This window comes from Streptomyces sp. BA2 (genome assembly GCF_009769735.1).
Classification (GTDB): domain Bacteria; phylum Actinomycetota; class Actinomycetes; order Streptomycetales; family Streptomycetaceae; genus Streptomyces.
The window spans coordinates 8,755,904-8,776,674 of the sequence record NZ_WSRO01000002.1 but is presented as its reverse complement, the minus strand read 5'-3'; the positions used below and the strand labels follow the sequence as shown (position 1 = coordinate 8,776,674).

Below are 20,771 nucleotides of genomic sequence, written 5' to 3'. Positions count from 1 at the left end.
TCACTCCGATCGCCGCAATCAGCCCGCCGAAGGACCTCGGGCGAGCCGTCCGCGTACGCTCAGTGACTCTCCTGGTTGCGTCGTCCACCGGTCCGGAGCGGGATGGAGGGGACGCGTGCGACGTCCGTGGCGAGATTCGATTCTGCCCGTCGCGCGCCGCGAGGGAGTGATCACCCATGACTCAGGGCGAGGCCTTCACCAGCGCCGACGGGCTCGCGGGCCTTACGGCCTATGACCGGACCGGCGAGAAGATCGGCAGCGTCGAGCAGGTGTATCTCGACGACCGAACTGGGCGTCCCGAGTGGGTGACCGTCAAGACCGGTCTCTTCGGCATGAAGCAGAGCTTCGTGCCGCTCGCCGGAGCCCGCCGTCAGCAGGACGAGCTGCACGTGACGGCCACTAAGGAAGCCGTCAAGGACGCCCCGCGCGTGGACGCCGACCAGCACCTCGAGCCGGGCGAGGAGCAGGACCTCTACACCCACTACGGCCTCACGCGCCCCACTGGCACGCCTGCCCCGGCGGCAGGTGGTCGCGCCGGTGCCGCGGGCATGGCCGGAGCAGGTGCCGGTATGGGCATGGGCGCCGGCGAGGGACGCGGACGCAACGCGGGCGCGCGTGAGTTCGCGATGCGTTCCGGCGCGGGCGACGAAGGCAAGACGGACGAAATGATCCGCTCGGAGGAGCGGCTGCGTGTCGGGAAGGAAGAGCAGGAGGTCGGGCATGCCCGACTGCGCAAGGTGGTCGTCACCGAAGACGTGAAGACCTCCGTCCCCATCTCCCACGAGGAAGTTCGCGTCGTACGCGAGCCCATCCGCGAGGGTGACCGCACGCGCGCCAACATCGGCGAGGAGCAGACCGAGGTGACCGTGCACGCCGAGAAGGCGGTGGTCAGCAAGGAATCCGTGCCGGTCGAGCGCGTCCGTCTGGAGACCGAGAAGGTCACCGAGACCCAGGAGGTCTCCGACACCGTGCGCAAGGAGCAGATCGAGTTCGACGACGCCAAGGGCGAGCGCCGCACGAAGGGCGAGGCCTGGCGTGACCGCAAGCAGGGCCCGCGGCACTGACGCCCGCGGCGCGCCCTGATCGAGGGCAACTGAACGTGGAGGGAGGGAGCACTCACACTGAGCGCTCCCTCCCTCCACGTTCACGTCTTCCGGCCGGCCTCCTCGCACTCGGCGCAGGCAGGCTTGCCGTCGATCGTCACGCCGTCCTCGGAGGCGGCTTCGCAGATGCCGGGGCGGTCGGGGTGGTTGGCCCGGCAGTGGCAGGTGCAGGTGTCGGTCACCGCTTCCAGAGCCGCGTCGCGTTGGGGGGCCAGGCCCATGCGGATGTCATGGCAGTTGCGGCACAACGGCACGGAACGCGCGCTGCCGGTGGGTGAGTTGACGACACCGGTGAAGCCTGGCTCGGCGTGACCGCTGCATGTTCCGGGGAACTCGGGGTGGGCGCCGCACGGGCAGTGGCAGGAGCCGGGCCCGGGGCGTCGGACGGTGGCCGGAGCCGGCTGCACGGCGGACGGAATCGCCCGCCTGAGCGCCTCGGCGAAGGCCTTGAACTGCTCTGCGTTCGGCGCGGGCGCGGGCTTGGTCATGGACCCATTGTCCCGCCGAGCCGCGCTTCAGGGGCGGGACTGGAGAAGGACCCGCTTCAGGGGCGGGACTGGAGAAGGGCCCCACCGGTGCCCGACCGGCACGCAGCCGCCGCGGTCGTGATGACCTCCTCGTACAGCTCGTCGTCGAGCAGGACGGTGAGCCCGCAAGCGATCCCCCAGGCGACGTGTGCGGCGTCTTCACCGAGGGTCTGTTCCTGCTCGTGGAGCTCTCGGCCGAGGTACTGGCTGTGCAGGTCCCTGGGGCCGTGGCTTTCCGCGCGACGCCGGATCGCTTCGACGGCACTCTCCGCGAACGTCTCGTAGTGGGTGTCACCGAGCAGCCTGCGCAGTTGCTCAAGCTGGGCGTGCGCGGCACGCAGGCGCAGCGGCCAGTCCCGGCTGATGCCGAACTGCTCTTCCATGGTCTGCGTCAGGTCGATGCGCCGGAACATCTCGTCCAGTGGGTCGTAGGTCATGATCTCTCGGTAGCGGCTGCCGAGGTCCGGGCAGCGAAGGCTCGCTGCGGGCTCCCCCGTGTGGCTGCACGCCGACCGGCCCCGAATCCTGCCCTGCGTCCGAGTCCGTGAATAAGAATCATGTACATGACCATTGACGCACCCGCTGCCTGGCAATAGCTTCCAACGAAAGCGCTTTCTCCCGGCAGATGCAAGAGCTGGCCCCCCAGCGCATTCACCCTGCCGACCCGCCCTCTTGATCTGGTCAGACGAGCCAATCAACCTGGAGACCCTCGATGCGCATAAGACCCATCACCGCGTGCGTCGGCTTACTCGCCGGCACTCTCGTCGCACTGTCCGGCAACGCCGCGCAGGCCGCGCCCATCCTCTACGAGGCCGAGAACTCCCCCGCGGTCTGCACCGGCACCCTCGACTCCGACTGGCCCGGCTACTCCGGCAGCGGGTTCTGCAACGGCACCAACGCGACGGGCGCCTACGCGCAGTTCACCGTGAACGCACCCACCGCCGGCACCGCAACACTGAAGGTCCGCTTCGCCAACGGAACCACCACCGCACGGCCCGCGGACATCACGGTGAACGGCTCGGCGGCCGCGTCGGCGTCGTTCGAGAGCACCGGCACGTGGGGGACGTGGGCGACGAAGACGCTCACGGTTCCGGTGAAGGCGGGCAGCAACACTGTCCGGCTCAGCCCCACCGCCTCCGCCGGACTGCCCAACATCGACTACCTCGACGCCGAGGCGGGCGACGACACCACGCCACCACCCTCCGCATCCGCGCTGTACGTGGCACCGAACGGAACCGACGGCGCGACCGGGACGCAATCGGATCCGACCACGCTCACCTCGGCGATCACCCGCATCACCCCCGGCGGAACGATCTATCTGCGCGGCGGTACCTACCGCCACTCCCAGACGGTCACCATCCCGCAGGGCAACAACGGCACCGCGAGCGACCGCACCGAGCTCTCCGCCTACCCGGGTGAGACGCCGGTCCTGAACTTCTCGGCGCAGAGCGAGGCCACCTCCAACCGCGGGCTCGCCGTGAACGGGTCGTACTGGCACGTCAAGGGCATCGTCGTCGAGCGGGCCGGTGACAACGGCATCTTCGTCGGCGGCAGCAACAACGTCTTCGAGCGCACGGTGACCCGCTACAACCGTGACACCGGCCTGCAGCTCTCACGGATGCTCTCCAGCACCCCCAGCAGCCAGTGGCCGTCCAACAACCTCATCCTGAGCGCGGAGTCGCACGACAACGCCGACTCCGACGGCGAGGACGCCGACGGCTTCGCCGCGAAGCTCACGTCCGGGCCCGGGAACGTCTTCCGCTACGCCGTGGCCCACAACAACATCGACGACGGCTGGGACCTCTACACCAAGCCGGACACGGGCCCCATCGGCGCGGTGACCATCGAGGACTCCCTCGCCCACGACAACGGCACCCTCAGCGACGGCTCGCAGGCGGGGAACGGCGACCGCAACGGCTACAAGCTCGGCGGCGAGGACATCGGGGTCAATCACGTGATCCGGCGCAACATCGCCTACAACAACGGCAAGCACGGATTCACCTACAACAGGAACCTCGGGACGATGTCGGTGTCGGACAACGTCAGCATCGACAACGACGAGCGCAACTACTCCTTCGACGCGGGTACTTCGGTGTTCCGGAACAACACCTCGTGCCGCAGCGGCAGTGGGACGAACGACAGGATCGTCGGCAACTCCGACAGCTCGAACCAGTTCTGGTCCGGTTCGAACGGGTCCCGCTGCTCCTCGTACTCCGGGGCCCTGAAGTGGTCCTTCGCGGCGGACGGGCGCCTCGTCGTGGCCTTCGGCGGCAACGCAGTGACGCCGTGACCGACTGGTGCCCCGCGTGCGTGCGATGTGGTCATCGCTCGCACGCGGGGCACCTACGCGCTCAGGCGGCAGGCACCGCCCCGGTCGCGAAGTACGGCTTGCAGACCGAGCCGGACCAGTCCGTGGCGATTTCAAGGAGCCTGTTGCCGTCGGCCGACGGCAGCAGGCTGGAACTGTAGTTGGGGCAGTAGTCGACGGTCGTCGACTCGACGGCGACCGGCGCGGGGATCTCCCGCCAACTTCCCGCGCCACCCGCGCTGTTGACCCAGACGGTGCGTCCGCTTCCGGCCGCCTTGCTGCCGTCGCGGTTGAACATGACCTGGCCGACGAGGAAGAGCCTGCCCTTCGGGTTGCCCGCCTCGGGCGCCCACGCCAGGTTCGGCGCGTGCTTGAAGTACTTGCCGTCGGCGGTCTCCGGGCGGATGCCCAGGTAGGCGGGAGAGCCCCAGTTCCAGCCGTCGGACGAGGTCCGGTAGTGCACGACGCACTGGAACTGGCCCGCCGCCGCGCAGATCTCGTACGACATGAAGTAGGTTCCGTCGCCCATCTTGCGCACCACCGCCATGCCGGGCCGGTCCGAGGCGAGGGTGCTGGCGATGGTGTCGTGGTGGCCGGTCCAGCTCACCCCGTTCGCCGTGCGGGCTGCCACCAGCTTCTGGCTGTGCGCGGCATCTGTCTCGTCTGAGTAGTGCGCCACGAGCTGCCCGGAGGCGTCGACGGAGAACTCCGGCTCCCACAGCCCCTTGTCGTTCGGCGCCGTGGCGATCGTGGAGAGGTAGCTCCAACTGCGGCCCACGTCAGTGCTCTTGAAGAGCCGCAGGGCCATGCGCCGGTTCGGCTCGTCCTGCCCTACCGACGCCGCCCACAGCAGCGTCCCCGCGGGCAGCTTGCCGATGCGCCGCGGGAGTTCGTACAGCGTCGAGCAGCAAAGACCCTGCCCGCCCGCCGCCTCGGGGTCGCGCACGGTGCCGACCTCTCGGAACGACGCGCCCCCGTCCGTGCTCTCGTGGATGGCGCCGAGTCCGTTGTTCCCGTCGAACGTGACCACGGAGGCCAGGATCCGGCCGTCGGCGGCGCCGTTGTGGTCGAGTCTGACGGCGCGTGGGTACAGACCGGTGCCGTCACGCAGCAGGGTGCCGGTCGCGGCGTCGGCCGGCTGCCCGGACTGCGTGACGAACAGCGCCGCCACGAGGGCGAGCAGCAAGGGGATCAGGGCGGTGGGGCGGAGGAGACGTGGTCGTGCGGGGTCGTGCGCTGACATGGGCCTCTCCTGACTCTGCGGTGGTGGTGGGGCGAACGGCGAACTGCCGTCAGATCTGTTGCGGTGCGAGGCGGATGACGTTCCAGGAGATCGGCGGCAGTTCGGCCGTCAGCGCGCCCTCGGCGGTGATGTGCGTGCCGGACGCGCGGCGCGGCGCCACCCGGTCCGGCTCCGCCTCGGTGTTGACCGCGTCCGGGTCCTGGTCGGCGATGACCAGGTGCTCCACGACGCGGTATCCGGCGGCGGCCCCACGCAGCGCGGCCTCAAGTCGCAGCGGCTGCTCCTGGTCGCGGTTGACGGCGAGAACGGTGAGCGCGCCGGTTGCCTCGTCGTGCGTCACCACGGTGTCGAGGGCGGATACGTCCCCGTACTGAGGTGTGTCGATGCGAGGACCGGAGGCGTCGGTGCGCAGCACACGTCCGGTGGCGAATCGGGCCGCCTGGGCGAAGGGGTGGAAGATGGTCTGGCGCCAGCTGGCACCGCCGGGCTCGGTGCGGATGGGCGCGATGACGTTGACCAGTTGGGCCAGGCAGGCGACGGCCACCCGGTCGGCGTTGCGCAGCAGCGTGATGAGCAGCGAGCCGACCACGGCGGCGTCCGTCACGCTGTACGTGTCCTCGATGAGCCGGGGTGTCTCGGCGGTCTCCAGATTGCGCTCGCCGGGGAAGCGGACGGCGTACCAGACGTTCCACTCGTCGAAGGAGAGCTTGATGTGCTTCTTGGCGCCCCGGACCGCCCGTACGTGGTCGGCGGTCGACACCACGTCGCGGATGTACTGGTCCATGTGCGCGCCCGAGGCGAGGAAGCTGGCGCGGTCGCCGTCGAACTCCTCGTAGTAGGCGTGCAGGGAGAGGTAGTCGACCTCGTCGTAGGTCTGCTCCAGGACCTCGCGCTCCCAGGTGCCGAACGTCGGCATGCGTGAGTTGGAGCTGCCGCACGCGACGAGCTCGATGGACGGGTCGACCTGGCGCATCGCCTTTCCGGCCTCAGCCGCGAGCCGCCCGTACTCGGTGGCCGACTTGTGGCCGGTCTGCCACGGCCCGTCCATCTCGTTGCCGAGGCACCACAGCTTCACGCCGTGCGGTTCGCTCACGCCGTGCTTGATGCGCAGGTCCGACCAGGCGGTGCCGCTCGGGTGGTTGCAGTACTCGACCAGGGCGCGGGCGGCGTCGATCCCGCGCGTTCCGAGGTTTACGGCCATCATCGGGTCGAGGCCCAACTGGCGCGCCCAGCCGAGGAATTCGTTGGTCCCGACGCGGTTGGTCTCGATGGAGCGCCATGCCAGGTCGAGTCGGCGCGGACGGTCGGCGACCGGGCCGACGCCGTCCTCCCAGTGGTAGCCGGAGACGAAGTTGCCGCCGGGGTAGCGCACGAGCCCCGTGCCCAGTTCGCGTACCAGCTCGGCGACGTCACCGCGGAATCCGTCGGCGTCGGCCGTGGGGTGCTCGGGGTCGTGGATGCCGGTGTAGACGCAGCGTCCCATGTGCTCGACGAAGGTTCCGTACAGGCGCGGGTCGACGTCTCCGACGCTGAACTCCGGGTCGATGACGAACCGTGCGGTGTGCGGCATGTTCTGGTGCCTCTCTGTTGCGTGCGGAGATGTGCGAGGGGGCGAGGGTTACTTGAGGCCTGTGCCTGCGATGCCCTCGACGATGCGGCGCTGGAACAGCGCGAAGACGGCGAGCAGCGGGATCGCGCCGAGCACGGCGGACGCCATGAGCTGGGCGTAGGGGACGCCGAACACGTCCTGGACGGAGGTGAGTCCGACGGGCAGCGTCATCATCTCCGGGTCGGTCACCACGAGCAGCGGCCACAGGAAGTTGTTCCAGACACCGACGAACACGAAGATCGTGACCGCGGAGACGGCCGGGCGGGAGATCGGCATCACGATCTGCCAGTAGGTGCGCAGCCAGCCCGCACCGTCCGCGCGCGCCGCATCGATCAGCTCCCGCGGTATCCCGTCGAAGAACTGCTTGAAGACGAACACGGCGACCACATTGGGCACTTGGGGCAGCACGACACCCCAGTAGGTGTTCAGAAGGCCCGCCGACTGGAGCGCGAGGAACTGAGGGATCATCAGGACCTGGCCCGGGATCATGATCCCGGCGAGCAGCATCACGAACGCGGCCCGGCGCAGCCGGAAGCGGGTCTGCGACAGGGCGAACGCGGCGAGGGACGCCATGATCACCGTGAGGACGGTGGTGAGGATCGAGGTGATGAAGCTGTTGGCGTACCAGTAGGGCAGCTTGCCCGCGTCGAAGATCTCCCCGTACGCGTCGAGGGTCGGATGCGCGGTGAACCAGCCGGTCGGGTTGGTGACGACCTCCTGCGCGGGCCGCACCGACGTGGCGAGCGCCCACGCCAGCGGCACGAGCCACAGCAGCGCGAGGGCGATGAGCGTGCCGAGCGCCACCCGGTTGAACAGGCGCTCCGAGTCGCGGCGGCGGGCCGGTGGCGTGGTGCCACCGCGCTGTTCCGTCTCGGGGCGTGTGGCGATCGCGGTCATGGTCAGTTCTCCTTCTCGGCGCGGCGTACGAGGGCGAACCAGACGAGGGAGACGAACAGGATCACCAGGAACAGGAGCAGCGACACGGTCGAGGCGTAGCCCACGCGGCCCTCGACGAACCCGGTGTCGTAGATGAGCTGAAGGGATGGGCGGGTGCTGCCGTCGGGGCCGCCGCTGGTCATCATGTAGATCTGGTCGAAGACCTTCAGCGAGGCGATGATCTGCAACACCGTCACCAGCGTCGTCGTACGGCCCAGCATGGGCACGACCACGTGCCGGATACGCTGCCAGGGCCCGGCCCCGTCGATGGCGGCCGCCTCGTGCACCTCGCGCGGCACGTCCTGCAGTCCGGCGAGGTACAGCACGAAGTTGAAGCCGATCGTCCACCACACCGTGGCCGCCGCGATGGAGATCATCGCCCAGTCCGGGTCGCCGAGCCAGGACGGCGGCGTTTCGACGCCGAACCACTTCACCGCCTCCTGGGCCAGGCCCAGTTGGTCGGCGTAGATGAACATGAAGAGCAGTGAGATGACCGCGGACGGCAGCACGAACGGCGCGAAGAACGCGAAGCGGAAGAACCAGCGGCCGCGCACGAACCGGTCGGCGAGCACCGCGAGGGCCAGGCTGAGCAGGACCAGCGGCACGGTCGTCAGGACCGTGAACCACAGCGTGTTGCGCAGGGTCCGCCAGAACTCCGCGTCGCCGAGCACCTCCTTGTAGTTCGTCAGGCCCGCGAAGTCACCGAGGCCGCTCTTGAGCAGGCTCGTCTCGAAGAACCCGGCGACCACGGTGTAGATGAGCGGCCCGACCAGGAACACCAGGTAGAAGAGGGCGAAGGGCAGCAGCATCCCCGGTCCTGCCCAGCGGTCGCCTCTGCTGGACGTCGAGGAGGGAGCGGTCGTCGTGGCCACGGTTCGGCCTTTCGGTCAAGGCGTACGGGATCCAGGGGCAGGTGGAGCAGGCAGAGTTGAGCGGCAGGCGGGGGGCGGCCCTGGTCACACGGGAGCGGGGCGCGACGCCAGGTCGCGCAGCTCGCGGCGCATCCGCGCGGCGCCCGCCGTGGCGCTGGTGTCACCGGTGAAGACGGAGGTCACGGCGTCGCCCACCACGTTCTGCATGGTGCTTCCCGCGCCGCCGTACCAGGCGGCCGGGTCGTAGACCGCGCCGTCGGCGGCCGTGGCGTAGTGCGATTGCGGGACCAGTTCCTTGTACGCGCGTGAACGCTGCGTCGGCAGCCAGGCCGGCACATGGCCGCCCTCCGACCACAATTTGCTGGAGTGCAGCATCGACGCGACGAACCCGAGCGAGAGGTCGAGTCGCTGGGCCGATTCGGTGGGGGCCTTCGGCAGTACCAGGGCGTGCGAGTCGGCGGCGCAGGCGTAGGGCGCGTCCTTGAAGACACGCGGCAGCGGGCGCATGTCGAACTTCACCTTCGCCGACTGGACCGCGAGGGCCTGCCAGACGCCGTCCATCAGGAACCCGGCCTTGCCGGTGGTCAGCAGCGTGATGGCGCCCTTGCCGTCGGTGTTAGCCGGGATCACCTTCTCCTGGCTGAGCCGGCGGATGTACGCGAGCGCCTCGGCCGCCGCTGCGGTATCGATGACCACCCGCTTGCCCTGGTCGGCGACGAGGTCCCCGCCGCCGACCTGCCGGTACAGCGACCAGAAGAGACGGAACTGCATCGAGGCTTCCTTCACCGAGGCGATCGAACCGCCCCACGCGCCGGTCACCTCCTTCGCCGCGCGCAAGGCGTCGATGAAGGCGTCGGGCCCGTCCACGTCCACCAACTGGCCCTGCCCGTCGAGCAGTCCGGCCTTCTTTGCGATGTCCGTGCGGAAGTAGAGCACGAAGGGATGCGTGTCGAGGGGTACGGCGTGCGGCGCCCCGCCGAACTGGGACTTCCGCCACGGCCGTGCGTCGAACTTGTCCTCGGTAAGACCGTGCCGTGCCAGATCCTCGGTGTGCAGCTCGGTGAGCAGTCCGGCCTCGGCGAGGGTGGGCAACTTCGACAGATGGACCACCGCGACCTGCGGCGGCCGATCGCCGAGCGTGGCGAGGGTGAGCTTCGTGTAGTACGGGTTGCCCCACAAGAACGTCGCCGATTTCAGTTCGGTCGAGCGGTGCGCGGCCCGGTAGGCGTCCTGCATCGCCAGCATCCGCTCGCCGTCGCCGCCGGTGAACGGGTTCCAGAAGTTCAGCCGCGACGGCGATGGCGCGCCGCCGGTGAACCCCTGCGCGATGGTGCTGCCGCAGCCGCCGACGGTGAGCGCGGCGGCGCCGGTCGCACCGAGCGCGAGCCCTCCGCGCAGCACACGGCGGCGGGACGGGGCGGGCGGCGACGGGGTCGGTATGCGGTCCCGCATGGGCATGCGTCCTTCCACGGCGGACAAGTGGGGCAGGCAAGGCTGACTGATACGAGTGCAACGTTGGAATCTGCACCGATGGCAACCGCACTGCGTGGCTGCCCGCTGCGTTTACAACGTTGTACTCAGCTGGCAATACGACGTCAACACCTAGGCACGCATTACCTGTTCACGTACTCGGCGGACGTACATCGACTTCTCGCGGCTCCCCCGGGTTGCAACGTTGGACCATGACGTACGCTGCTGCTGTCGGGGGAGGTCAGGGGGAGGGAGAAGCACCGTGGCAGGCACTCGCCTGAAGGACGTCGCGGAACGCGCCGGGGTATCGATCAAGACGGTGTCGAACGTCGTCCGCGGCGAGACCCGGGTCGCCGACCGGACACGCGAGCGCGTTCTGCGCGCCATCGCCGACCTCGACTACCAACCCAACGCCTCCGCACGCCACTTGCGCACCGGACGCAGCGGCATCATCGCGCTCGCCGTGCCCGAGCTCGTCGCACCGTACTTCGCCGAACTGGCCGCGCAGGTCATCGCGGCGGCGAAGAAGCGCGGCTGCACGGTACTCATCGAGGACACCGGCGGCAGCGCGGACGAGGAGCTCCGCATCGCCTGCGGCCTCAGCGACCCGCTCATCGACGGCGTCCTGCTCAGCCCGCTCCGCCTCGACGAGCAGGTCCTCGCCGCCCGCGAAGGCCGCGTGCCGCTCGTACTCCTGGGTGAGCAGTCGTACGAGATCCCCGCGGACCACGTCCTGATCGACAACTCTGCGGCGGCGCGCGAGGCCACCGACCACCTCCTGTCCCTCGGCCGCCGCCGCGTCGCCGTCATCGGACAGCCCTCGGGCCCCGCCCACGCAACCACGGTCCAGCGCATGCACGGCTATCTGACCGCGCTGCACGCGGCGGGCGTCCCGCACGACCCCCGACTCGCCCCGGACACACGGTCGTTCACCCGGGCCGCCGGGGCTGCCGCGATGCACGCGCTGCTGGCCCTGGAGGACCCACCGGACGCCGTCTTCTGCTTCAACGACCTGCTGGCATCCGGCGCGCTGCGAGTGGCGCACGAACACGGGCTGCGGGTCCCGCACGACCTCGCCGTGGCCGGCTTCGACGACGTGGAGGAGTCCCGCTACAGCGTGCCGAGCCTGACGACCGTCGCCCCCGACAAACGAGGCATCGCGGAACTGGCCGTGGACGCACTGCTCCGCAGGATCGACGCCGGCGCGATGGCCCCGCACACGCGGCTCACCGCGGGATACGAACTGATGGTGCGGGAGAGCACGCGCGCGACGAGCTGACCCCGGCCTGACCCGACCCCAGCGCCTCCGCCGCCGAGGCCGCGCGAACCCGGAGCCACCACTCGATGCGCCCAACGCCACCACGTCGCTGCACCGCGACCACACCCGTGGCCAGATCCTTGCACAGCATGGCCATCTGGCCACTCGTCCCCCACCCGGCCGCGGCGGAGGATCGATGGCATGAAGATTCTTTGGGTACTCGCACACCCCGAACCGCAATCCCTCAACGGCTCCTTGCGTGACGACGGGATACAGGAACTGCGCGATCTCGGGCACGAGGTCCGCGAGTCCGATCTCTACGCGATGGGCTGGAAACCCGTGGTGGACTCCGGCGACTTCCACCGCGAAACGGCCGACCGGCTCCTGGTCGGCGCCGAGCAGGAACACGCCTACAGCGCTGCAGAGTTGACGGACGACATCACCGCCGAGCAGGAGAAGATCGCCTGGGCCGACGCGCTGGTGTTCCAGTTCCCGCTGTGGTGGTTCGGGCCGCCCGCCATCCTCAAGGGGTGGTTCGACCGGGTGCTCGTGCAGGGCTTCGCCTTCGGGCTCCAGGATCACTCGGGGCGGACCCTGCGCTACGGGGACGGCGGTCTCGCCGGCAAACGCGCCATGGTCATCACCACGGTCGGCGCGCGGGAGTCCGGCTTCGGGCCGCGCGGCATCCACGGGCAGCTGGACGAGGTGCTGTTCCCGGTGCTGCACGGCACCTTCTGGTACACGGGGATGGACGCGCTCCCGCCGTACGTCGTCTACGGAGCCGACCGCCTCGACAAAGCCGGCTACGACGACCGCGCGACCGAACTCCGCGCCCGGCTCCGCTCGCTGCCGGTCACCGAGCCGCTCCCCTACCGCCATGAACACCGCGGCGACTACGACGACGCGCTCGTCCTGCACCCGGAGATCGAACCGACCCTCACCGGCGTCGCAGCACACCGCTCACGAACACCAGGACGGTGACGAAGAGACGTACTCGACCACCGTGGCCGGCCACTAGGGAGCTGGGAGGCGGAGCCTACGCAGTGCTCACCAGCTGATCCCGGCCGCCACCGGCAGGTGATCGCTTCCGGTCTCCGGCAGTACCCATGAGCTCTCCGGCTCCACGCCGCGGACCAGGATCTGGTCGATCCGCGCCATCGGGAAGGACGCCGGCCAGGTGAACCCGAAGCCGTCACCGGCCGCCTCCTGGGCCGAGTTCAGCTGCGAGGTGAGGCCGTCGAACGCGCGGTCGTCCGTGGTGCCGTTCAAGTCGCCGAGCACCACCATCCGCTCGTTCGTCTCGGCGGCGACGGCCTTGGTGAGCGCGTCCGCGCCGAAGTCGCGCGAGTCCGTCCAGAAGCCGTTCCTGGGCTGCAGCCGCACGGAACCCAGGTGCACCACGTACACCGCGAGCGGTCCCTGATCCGTCGCCACCGTGGTGCGCAGCGCCCGGGGCGGGTCCTCCGGATGGTCGGCCGGTCGGGTTCTCGCCAGCGGGCCGACATCGCCCCGCACGACGTCGACCGTCCGGGTGTCCGACAGCGGCAGCTTGCTCCACAGCCCGACCGTGCCCTTCACCGTGTGGTGCGGATACGCCTTCGCCAGCTCCTTCTCGTACGTGACCGTGGCCTGCGGAGTCATCTCCTCAAGGGCAAGCAGGTCCGCCCCGGTTGCGGCCAGGTCGCGCGCGGTTCCCCCCGGGTCGGAGTTCTCGGCGTTGACGTTGTGGCTGACCACGGTGAGGTCGCCGCCCGGCCGGGACTTGTCGGAGAGCAGCCCGCCGAAGAGGCTCAGCCACGCCACGGCCGGCAACAGCAGCGCGACCACCGCGGAGGCGGAGCGGCGCCACATCGCCCCGGCGAGCAGCACCGGGACGAACAGGCCGAACCACGGCAGGAACGTCTCCACCAGGCTGCCGAGGCCACCCCTGTCCGTGATCTGCGCGTGCAGGAGCATGAGCAGCCCGAGCAGCAGCGCCAGCGCGGCGAGCACCAGGCCGCGCTTCCAGGGTCCCGGCCGGGACAGGGCGCGTGTCGTACGACGGACACGCGCGCGCCAGCCACCCGAGCCGGTGTCCCCGGTGTCGGCGCGCTCCTCGGCATCGACCTGCTGCCGCGCATCCGTGACTTCTCGTATTGCTTCACTCACTGGTCAGACGTCCTATTGGTGAAATGTGCCGGTGGTGCGGGCAGTTGAACGGCGATACGGAGTCCGCCCTCAGTGCGCGGGGTGATGGTGAGGGATCCGTCATGCACGTCGGTGATCCGCTTGACGATGGCCAGGCCGAGGCCGACACCCGCGTGGTCGCTGCGAATGCGTTCGGTGCCGCGCTGAAACGGCTCGGTGAGAGTCGAGACGACCTGCGGGGAGAGCGTCGCGCCGCTGTTCTCGACCATGAGCACCACGGTCTCGGGACCGGCGACGGTCTCGATCCGTACCGTTCCCTTTCCGGGCAGGTTGTGCACGATCGCGTTGTGCAGCAGGTTCGTCGTCAGTTGCAGCAGGAGCGCCCCCGACCCGAAAGCCGGGGCGATGTCACCGGAGTTCTCGATGGTGACACCGCGCCTCTCGGCGAGCGGGAGCAGTGTCTCGGTGGCCTCTTCGACGAGCAGGGACAGGTCGACCGGTTCTCGGGTGAAGGACCTCTGGTCGGCGCGGCTGAGCACGAGCAGCGCCTCGGTGAGGTCGATCGCCCGGGAGTTGACGGCGTGCAGGCGGCCGATGATCTCGCCGAGGTCCTGTGCCGGGTCGTTGCGGGCCACGTCGAGAAGCGCCTGCGAGATGGCCAGCGGGGTGCGCAGTTCGTGCGACGCATTGGCCGCGAATCTCCGCTGTTCGGCGACGTGTGCTTCGAGTTGGGCGAGCATCGTGTCGAAGTCGTCGGCGAGTTCGCGGAACTCGTCTCTGCGGCCCGGCAGCCGGATCCGGTGCGAGAGTGACCCCTTCGTGGCCATGCGTGTGGCGTCCGTGATGCGGGTCAGCGGGGCGAGCATGCGGCCGGCGAGGATCCACCCGCCCACGAGGCCGAACACCAGCAAGAACGCCATGACGGCGGCCGCCCTCGGAGCGAAGACGTCCAGGAGGGCGGACCGGACGGGGAAGACACCATGGGGGCTGTCATCGGGGTTGTAGAGCATCGCACGATCGGGGACGTACCGAAGGAGGAACATCCACACCGCCGCGAGCAGCAGACCGCCGGCCAGCATGAGGAACCCGGCGTAGCTGAGGGTGAGCTTGAAGCGAACGCTGAACCCGGGCGCCCTATCCACGGTCTCCTCCCTCCTTGCCTTCGGTCTCGATGCGGTATCCGGCGCCAGGCACCGTGGCGATGACCCACGGTTCGCCCAGCCGCTTGCGCAGTGCGGAGACCGTGATGCGTACGGCATTGGTGAAGGGGTCCGCGTTCTCGTCCCAGGCCCGCTCCAGGAGCTCCTCGGCGCTGACGACACCGCCTTCGGCTGCCAAAAGGACTTCGAGCACGGCGAACTGCTTCCTGGTCAGTGCGACGTAGAGGCCGTTGCGGTAGACCTCGCGGCGGAACGGATCGAGCCGCAGACCCGCGAGCTCCCGCACGGGCGGCCTGTTGTGCGCGCGCCTGCGGTCGAGTGCTCTGAGCCTGAGCACGAGTTCCTGGAGCTCGAACGGCTTCGTGAGGTAGTCGTCGGCGCCGAGTTCGAACCCGGTGGCCTTGTCGTCGAGACGGTCGGCAGCGGTGAGCATGAGAATCGGCATTCCGCTGCCGGAGGCGACGATGCTTCTGGCGACCTCGTCACCGGTGGGGCCGGGAATGTCCCGGTCCAGGACGGCGATGTCGTAGGCGTTGAAGCTCAGCAGTTCCAGAGCGGTGTCGCCGTCCCCCGCGATGTCCCCCGCGATGGCTTCCAGGCGCAGGCCATCACGGATGGCCTCCGCCATGTAGGGCTCGTCCTCGACGATCAGCACTCGCATGCTCCGAGGCTACGAGTCGGCACATATCGTCGGCATATCGAAAACCGGATACGGGGCGGCAACACCGCGCTGTCTTGACTGCGGGCATGACCTACAACGAAACAGCGCGAACGGCACGAACACCGGCCCGCCGTGCCCGGTCGGCCACCCTCGCTGCCCTGGCAGTCGTCGGCGCGACGCTCATGGGCGTCATCGGTTGCCAGTCATCGGCATCCTCACCCTCTTCGACGGCGATGTCCTCCCCGGCCGCCTCCCCCAGCGACAGCCGTCACGGCAATCGCCCTGGGGCGCTGGGCGAGGCGGGTGGCGTCGTCTCCGACGGGGTGACCGTCTTCGACGGCGAAGTCCCGGCCGTGGCCAACCTCGACCCCGATCTGCTCGATGCCCTCCGCCGGGCCGCGAAGGAAGCCGCGGACGACGAGGTCACGTTCTTCGTCAACAGCGGCTGGCGTTCCCCGGAGTACCAGGACCAGCTGCTTCGCGAGGCCGTCGCCAAGTACGGCTCGAAAGAGGAAGCCGCCCGATGGGTCGCCACGGCCGACACCTCTCCTCACGTGTCAGGGAACGCGATCGACGTCGGGCAATCCGACGCCACGGCGTGGCTGTCCGGACACGGTGCCGACCACGGGCTGTGCCAGATCTACAGGAACGAGTCCTGGCACTACGAACTGCGCCCCGAAGCCATCGATCAAGGCTGCCCGCCCATGTATGCCGACCCCACGCAGGACCCGAGGATGCAGCGGTGACGAGCACGCCCGGCACTACGCACCCAGTCGCGCCAAGTACGCGTCGACCATCGCGGTCTGCCGCTCGGCGGGGAACTCCTGAGGCGCGAACAGCGCCTGGACGACCAGGCCGAGTACAAAGCTCTGGGCGGCCGCCGCGGTGTCGTCGGCCCCTTGGCCGAGCGGCAGTTCGCCCAGCTCCTGGGCTTGCGCGATGTGCCCGGCCATGCGCTCGCGCGCCCGGCGGTAGCGCTCGGCGTGCTCCTCGGCCAGCTCCGGATCAGCGAGCGCCACGTCCCAGGAGGCCACCCAGATGCGGTTGCTCGCGGCGCTCTCCGCGTCCAGCGGAAGGATGTCGAGCAGCGTCGCCCGCAGCATCACCAGACCGGACGCCGCCCCGGCCCGCGCGGCCGCCGGGCGCGGGCGTTCGGCCGAGCGCCGGTCGAGTACTTCGAGGGCGTGTCTCAGCAGCGCGCGCTTGCTGGGGAAGTAGTGCGTGAGCAGGCCGGTGGTGGCCCCCATCTCCGCGGCGACGGCACGCAGGGTGAGGCCGCCGAAGCCGTGGGCGGCAAGGACTCGCCACACCGCCTGGGAGACCTCGGTCCTGCGGGCGTCATGGTCGGTACGGGCCGGCGGTGTCATAGCCGTTAGAGTACATACCCAACGTTCGTTACGTACCTGGTGCGTGCTGCCACGACACCCGCGCGCCCAGCCGGACAACCGCATAGGACCAGCCATGTACGCCATATCGCTGACCGAGAATGCCGAGCTCCGCATGCTGGAGCCCTGGCAGGACGCCGAGTTCCTGGCCCACATCGACCGGGCCCGCACCAACACCGACCCGTGGATCCCCTGGGCCTCGCGCTCCACCGACCTGGAATCCGCCCGCGCCACCCTCCAGAACTTCGCGGACAAGCAGGCCGCCGACGCCGGGCGGATCTACGGGATCTGGCGGGACGGCGTCCTGATCGGTGGCGTGATGTTCGTGCATTTCGACGCCGAGAGGGGCAACTGCGAGATCGGCGTGTGGGCCGAGCCCGCGGGTGAGGGCCACGGCCTGGTCAGCGCCTCGGTACGGCACTTGATCGCGTACGCGTTCGGCGAGCGCGGTATGCACCGCATCGAGTGGTGGAACAGCGCCGGGAACACCCGCAGCCGAGCCGTCGCCCAGCGCATGGGCATGCACCTGGACGGCACCCTGCGCGAGCAATCGCTCTACAAGGGCGTCCGCCACGACATGGAGATCTGGTCCCTGCTCGCGCACGAGTGGCGGGGCGAGCAGGACGCGGCGTGAGCGTGAGGCATCCGCTACTCGTGAGGCATCCGCTGCTGGGCACGTGCCGCACTCGCCTCAGGCCGCGAGGCGTTCCGCGAGGAGGAGCACGCCGATCAGGATCATGGCGGCGCCCGAGACGCGGGTGACGGCGCGCGCGGCCTTCGGGCGTGCACGCAAGATGGTGCGCGCCAGTACGCCCACGCACAGGTAGATCGCGGCGCAGCTGAGCGTGTGCACCAGGCCGAGCGTGCCGATCTGGGCCGCCAGTGGCCAACTGCCGTGCGGGGCGGTGAACTGCGGCAGCAGGGCCAGGAACAGCAGGAGCGCCTTGGGGTTGAGGCCGCTTATCCCCACCCCCTTGAGGACCCGGGACCCCGCCGCTTCACTGTCCCCCTCCTGCGGTCCCGTCCCGGCGACGGCGGGCCGGGCGAGCGTCGTGGCGCCGAGCCACACGAGGTAGACGGCGCCGAGGACGGTCAGGGCGGTGAGGACGGACGGCGTCCGCGCGACCACGGCCGCCACCCCGGCGGCGACCACGGCGGTCAGCGCGACGTAGCCGAGCAGAAGGCCGCTGACGGCCGGCACCACGGACCGATCGCGGAGCCCGGCGTTGATCGCATAGGCCCAGTCCGCCCCCGGCACGAGGATGAGCAGGACTGAGACCGCCCAGAAGGCGGTGATGGAGCTGACAGCCACGACGTACTTCTCCCTCTCAAACAGGTTCTGAGTAGGAGATTAGTTCCGAATAGCCCAAAGGTGTTTCCAAGTATTGCCAGCTGAGGCGCCCGCAGTGGCAGAATCTTCCTCATGGATGATGTGGACCGGAAGATCCTTGCCGAGCTCCAGGAAGACGGCCGTCTGACGGTCACGGAACTGGCGGCGCGCGTACGGCTGAGCCTCTCCCCCTGCCACCGCAGGCTGCGCGAACTCGAACGCAGCGGAGCCATCCGCGGCTACCGCGCGATCCTGGACGCGCGCGCCGTGGGTCTGAGCTTCGAGGCGTTCGTCTTCGTCACCATGCGCCAGGAGGACCGCGACACCGTCTCCGCCTTCGAGCACGCCCTCACCGAGATCCCCGAGATCCTTCAGGCCGAGCGCCTCTTCGGGGATCCCGACTATCTCGTACGCATCCTCAGCAAGGACCTGCCCGCCTTCCAGCGCCTGTACGACGACAAGCTGGCGACCTTGCCCGGCGTACAGCGCCTGAGCTCCACGCTCGTCATGAAGCACGTGGTGAACGAGCGCGCGCTGCCCCTGTGAACGCCAGCAACCGAACCAGCGGGTTCCACCAGGCCGTTGGGGCGGCATATCCGTGAATCAGCACCAGGGCCGGCGCGTTCGGCGAGGTGTGTTCGGCATGGCTCTGCATGGCCCCACCCTCACCGGTGGCGGCGCGTCACGTCTTGGACGAATGTTCCCTGCTGATCGTCGTCACAGGTGACCGGCGTCTGCCGTGTAGATGTCGGGCGGCGGCCCCAGCGCACCCGGCGTACAGCCCGCGAAGGCCGCCACGTCGCGATGCAGGTGGGACTGGTCGGCGTATCCGCACGCCACGGCGACCTCGGCGGCGCCGCGGCCCGCCGAAAGGCCTCGGACGGCACGGTCGAAGCGTACGAGCATCGCGGCGCGCTTGGGCGTCAGGCCTACCTGAGCGGTGAACCTCGACCACAGCCGCTTGCGGCTCCACCCGCACGACACCGCCAGGTCGCCGACCCGCACCTGGCCCCGGCGCGAGACGATGCACTCCCAGCTGGCGACGACCTCCGGATCCATCGACGGTGCCGACGCGTGCCGGCGTGCCAGGAACTCATCCATCAGCGCGAAGCGGTCATCCCACTCCCTGGCGCTGGTCAACTGCTCGCGGAGCCGGGACTCATGGTGCCCCCACAGCTCCTCCAGGCCGAACACGCCGCCGTCCAGGTCGGTGGGCGAGACGCCGAGGAGCGAGTAGGCGCTCACCGGGGACATGCGTACCTCTACGCAGTCCACGTGCTCCCCGCGGATGCGCACCTCCCCCGGCGCGAGACCGGCGGCGAGACTCCTCAACGCCCGGTTGCCGGCGGTGTTCTCGACGGCCAGGGCTCCGTCGCCGAGCTCGATGACGACCGTCACGAGCGGCTGAGGGATGACCCGCATGTCGAGCCCGGCCCCCGACCGGTCACGGAATCCCGCCACCACCACGCCGTCGAGCGGCGCTGCGCGGCGCGGGCACGCGACCTCCCACCCGCGCAGGCGGTCACCTTCGTACAGAACCGAGTCCACGCCTTCAAAGCTACCGGCTCACCCGAAGTGACGCCGCCGCCTCCCACTTCCCCTGCGGCCCTCACCACTCGGCGAACGAGCCGTCCTCGTGCCGCCACACCGGGTTGTGCCAGTCGGCCTCGCTGTCGTCAGCCGCGCGCACCGCCGCCTCGTCGATCTCGATGCCGAGCCCCGGTCCGGTCGGGCGCAGGAGATGGCCCTGATGGAAGCGGAACACCTCGGTGTCGGCGAGGTAGGACAGGACGTCGGCGCCGGTGTTGTAGTGGATGCCGATCGACTGTTCCTGGATGAGGAAGTTGGGGACGCTGACGGCGATCTGGAGGCTGGCGGCCAGCGACACGGGCCCCAGCGGGCAGTGCGGGGCGATGAGGGTGTCGAAGGTCTCGGCCAGGGAGGCGATGCGGCGGACCTCCGAGATGCCGCCCGCGTGGGACAGGTCGGGCTGCAGGACGGCGACACAGGCCTGCAGGGCGGGCAGCACGTCCTGCCGTGAGTACAGGCGCTCGCCGGTGGCGATCGGCACGGGTGAGGAGGCGACCAGGGCGGGCAGCAGGTGGCCGTACTCCGGCAGGAGCGGTTCCTCGGCGAACATGGGCGCGAGCGGGGCCAGGTGAGGCAGCAACCGGCGGGCGTTCGCGGCGTGGAAGCGGCCGTGGAAGTCCAGCGCGAAGTCCCGTCCGGGGCCGAGGACTTCGCGGGCCGCCGCGGCACGGGTGACGATCTCGTCGATGTCGGCGCCGGTGGCAAGGCGGTTCATGCGGCCGCTCGCGTTCATCTTCACCGCGGTGAAGCCCGCCTCGACCTGGGCCGTCACCTGCTCGGTGATGTGGGCGGGGCTGTCACCGCCCACCCAGCTGTAGGCCCGTACCCGCTCGCGGACCGGGCCGCCAAGCAGCACGTGCACCGGCACGCCGAGCCGCTTGCCCGCGATGTCCCACAGCGCCTGGTCGAGTCCGGCCACCGCGCTGGAGAGGACGGGGCCGCCGCGGTAGAAGGACCCCTTCGTCATCACCTGCCAGTGGTCCTCGATGCCCGACGGGTCCTTGCCGACGAGAAGTTCGGCCAGCTCGCCGACGGCCGTACGCACGGTGGCCGCGCGCCCCTCAACCACCGGCTCGCCCCATCCGACCAGTCCCTCGTCGGTCTCCACGCGGCACAGGAGCCAGCGGGGCGGGACGGCGAACGTCTCGATACGGGTGATCTTCATCGGTGAACCTCCTTGGGCGGCAGGGCA

At 69.6% G+C, this 20,771-nt stretch carries 21 protein-coding genes; 7 read left to right on the top strand and 14 right to left on the bottom strand.

All coding sequences use genetic code 11. The features are described from left to right. Positions 1 to 176: 176 nt before the first annotated feature. Entirely contained in the window at positions 177 to 1,064 is an 888-nt protein-coding gene (locus tag E5671_RS41990; protein WP_160509448.1) for a DUF2382 domain-containing protein, read from the top strand. An 80-nt stretch (positions 1,065 to 1,144) separates the two neighbouring features. Here the strand turns inward: E5671_RS41990 and E5671_RS41985 are convergent, their stop codons facing one another. Both E5671_RS41985 and E5671_RS41980 read right to left on the bottom strand, forming a co-directional pair. After that, positions 1,145 to 1,591 carry a DUF6372 family protein gene (locus E5671_RS41985; protein WP_160509447.1) on the bottom strand — a complete coding sequence of 149 codons (447 nt, stop codon included), beginning with the start codon at positions 1,589 to 1,591 and terminating at the stop codon, positions 1,145 to 1,147. A 56-nt stretch (positions 1,592 to 1,647) separates the two neighbouring features. After that, positions 1,648 to 2,067: a hypothetical protein gene (locus tag E5671_RS41980; RefSeq protein WP_160509446.1), complete on the bottom strand. Its 420-nt coding sequence runs from the start codon at positions 2,065 to 2,067 to the stop codon at positions 1,648 to 1,650. A gap of 275 nt (positions 2,068 to 2,342) precedes the next feature. On the opposite strand from E5671_RS41980, the gene E5671_RS41975 reads away from it, so the two are divergent. Continuing rightward, positions 2,343 to 3,920, top strand: a complete 1,578-nt coding sequence (locus E5671_RS41975) for a carbohydrate-binding protein (RefSeq protein ID WP_202121464.1) — start codon at positions 2,343 to 2,345, stop codon at positions 3,918 to 3,920. Positions 3,921 to 3,981: 61 nt separating this feature from the next. Here E5671_RS41975 and E5671_RS41970 read toward each other — a convergent pair whose 3' ends face one another. The 5 genes from E5671_RS41970 to E5671_RS41950 all read right to left on the bottom strand — a co-directional run bounded on the left by E5671_RS41970 (position 3,982) and on the right by E5671_RS41950 (position 10,050). Further along, positions 3,982 to 5,181, bottom strand: a complete 1,200-nt coding sequence (locus E5671_RS41970; RefSeq protein ID WP_160509445.1) for a sialidase family protein — start codon at positions 5,179 to 5,181, stop codon at positions 3,982 to 3,984. Positions 5,182 to 5,230: 49 nt separating this feature from the next. Then, a complete protein-coding gene (arfA, locus tag E5671_RS41965; protein WP_160509444.1) occupies positions 5,231 to 6,751 on the bottom strand; it encodes an arabinosylfuranosidase ArfA in 1,521 nt (506 codons plus the stop codon). 48 nt (positions 6,752 to 6,799) lie between these two features. Continuing rightward, the gene (locus E5671_RS41960; protein WP_160509443.1) at positions 6,800 to 7,687 is read right to left on the bottom strand and encodes a carbohydrate ABC transporter permease; all 888 of its coding nucleotides are present in this window, start codon (positions 7,685 to 7,687) and stop codon (positions 6,800 to 6,802) included. A gap of 2 nt (positions 7,688 to 7,689) precedes the next feature. Continuing rightward, positions 7,690 to 8,598 (bottom strand): carbohydrate ABC transporter permease, encoded by a 909-nt coding sequence (locus E5671_RS41955; RefSeq protein WP_336605999.1) that lies wholly within the window; start codon positions 8,596 to 8,598, stop codon positions 7,690 to 7,692. An 84-nt stretch (positions 8,599 to 8,682) separates the two neighbouring features. Beyond that, positions 8,683 to 10,050 carry an extracellular solute-binding protein gene (locus tag E5671_RS41950; RefSeq protein ID WP_237330359.1) on the bottom strand — a complete coding sequence of 456 codons (1,368 nt, stop codon included), beginning with the start codon at positions 10,048 to 10,050 and terminating at the stop codon, positions 8,683 to 8,685. 280 nt (positions 10,051 to 10,330) lie between these two features. On the opposite strand from E5671_RS41950, the gene E5671_RS41945 reads away from it, so the two are divergent. Next, positions 10,331 to 11,347: a substrate-binding domain-containing protein gene (locus tag E5671_RS41945; RefSeq protein WP_160509441.1), complete on the top strand. Its 1,017-nt coding sequence runs from the start codon at positions 10,331 to 10,333 to the stop codon at positions 11,345 to 11,347. A 180-nt stretch (positions 11,348 to 11,527) separates the two neighbouring features. Then, positions 11,528 to 12,307 (top strand): NAD(P)H-dependent oxidoreductase, encoded by a 780-nt coding sequence (locus E5671_RS41940; protein WP_160509440.1) that lies wholly within the window; start codon positions 11,528 to 11,530, stop codon positions 12,305 to 12,307. 66 nt (positions 12,308 to 12,373) lie between these two features. Here E5671_RS41940 and E5671_RS41935 read toward each other — a convergent pair whose 3' ends face one another. The 3 genes from E5671_RS41935 to E5671_RS41925 form a co-directional block, all read right to left on the bottom strand. Then, entirely contained in the window at positions 12,374 to 13,351 is a 978-nt protein-coding gene (locus tag E5671_RS41935) for an endonuclease/exonuclease/phosphatase family protein (protein ID WP_237330940.1), read from the bottom strand. Positions 13,352 to 13,470: 119 nt separating this feature from the next. After that, entirely contained in the window at positions 13,471 to 14,595 is a 1,125-nt protein-coding gene (locus E5671_RS41930) for an ATP-binding protein (RefSeq protein WP_160509439.1), read from the bottom strand. Then, positions 14,588 to 15,274, bottom strand: a complete 687-nt coding sequence (locus E5671_RS41925; protein ID WP_160509438.1) for a response regulator transcription factor — start codon at positions 15,272 to 15,274, stop codon at positions 14,588 to 14,590. Before E5671_RS41925 ends, E5671_RS41930 begins: the two co-directional genes overlap by 8 nt. Before the next feature lie 86 nt (positions 15,275 to 15,360). Here E5671_RS41925 and E5671_RS41920 point away from each other — a divergent pair, with 86 nt between their 5' ends. Continuing rightward, on the top strand, positions 15,361 to 16,020 hold the full coding sequence (locus E5671_RS41920; protein ID WP_443032767.1) for a M15 family metallopeptidase: 660 nt from the start codon (positions 15,361 to 15,363) through the stop codon (positions 16,018 to 16,020). A gap of 15 nt (positions 16,021 to 16,035) precedes the next feature. Here E5671_RS41920 and E5671_RS41915 read toward each other — a convergent pair whose 3' ends face one another. Continuing rightward, on the bottom strand, positions 16,036 to 16,641 hold the full coding sequence (locus E5671_RS41915; protein ID WP_202121463.1) for a TetR/AcrR family transcriptional regulator: 606 nt from the start codon (positions 16,639 to 16,641) through the stop codon (positions 16,036 to 16,038). 94 nt (positions 16,642 to 16,735) lie between these two features. Between E5671_RS41915 and E5671_RS41910 the strand changes: the two genes are divergently transcribed. After that, positions 16,736 to 17,293 (top strand): GNAT family N-acetyltransferase, encoded by a 558-nt coding sequence (locus E5671_RS41910; RefSeq protein ID WP_160509437.1) that lies wholly within the window; start codon positions 16,736 to 16,738, stop codon positions 17,291 to 17,293. A 57-nt stretch (positions 17,294 to 17,350) separates the two neighbouring features. Here the strand turns inward: E5671_RS41910 and E5671_RS41905 are convergent, their stop codons facing one another. Next, positions 17,351 to 17,971, bottom strand: a complete 621-nt coding sequence (locus tag E5671_RS41905; protein WP_160509436.1) for a LysE family transporter — start codon at positions 17,969 to 17,971, stop codon at positions 17,351 to 17,353. Positions 17,972 to 18,082: 111 nt separating this feature from the next. Between E5671_RS41905 and E5671_RS41900 the strand changes: the two genes are divergently transcribed. After that, positions 18,083 to 18,535: an Lrp/AsnC family transcriptional regulator gene (locus E5671_RS41900; protein ID WP_160509435.1), complete on the top strand. Its 453-nt coding sequence runs from the start codon at positions 18,083 to 18,085 to the stop codon at positions 18,533 to 18,535. 171 nt (positions 18,536 to 18,706) lie between these two features. Here E5671_RS41900 and E5671_RS41895 read toward each other — a convergent pair whose 3' ends face one another. Together E5671_RS41895 and dgoD are read right to left on the bottom strand one after the other, a co-directional pair. Further along, complete coding sequence (locus E5671_RS41895; RefSeq protein ID WP_336605998.1) at positions 18,707 to 19,537, bottom strand: helix-turn-helix domain-containing protein; 831 nt, start codon at positions 19,535 to 19,537, stop codon at positions 18,707 to 18,709. A 61-nt stretch (positions 19,538 to 19,598) separates the two neighbouring features. After that, positions 19,599 to 20,744: a galactonate dehydratase gene (dgoD, locus tag E5671_RS41890; protein ID WP_160509434.1), complete on the bottom strand. Its 1,146-nt coding sequence runs from the start codon at positions 20,742 to 20,744 to the stop codon at positions 19,599 to 19,601. Between the last annotated feature and the right edge of the window lie 27 nt (positions 20,745 to 20,771).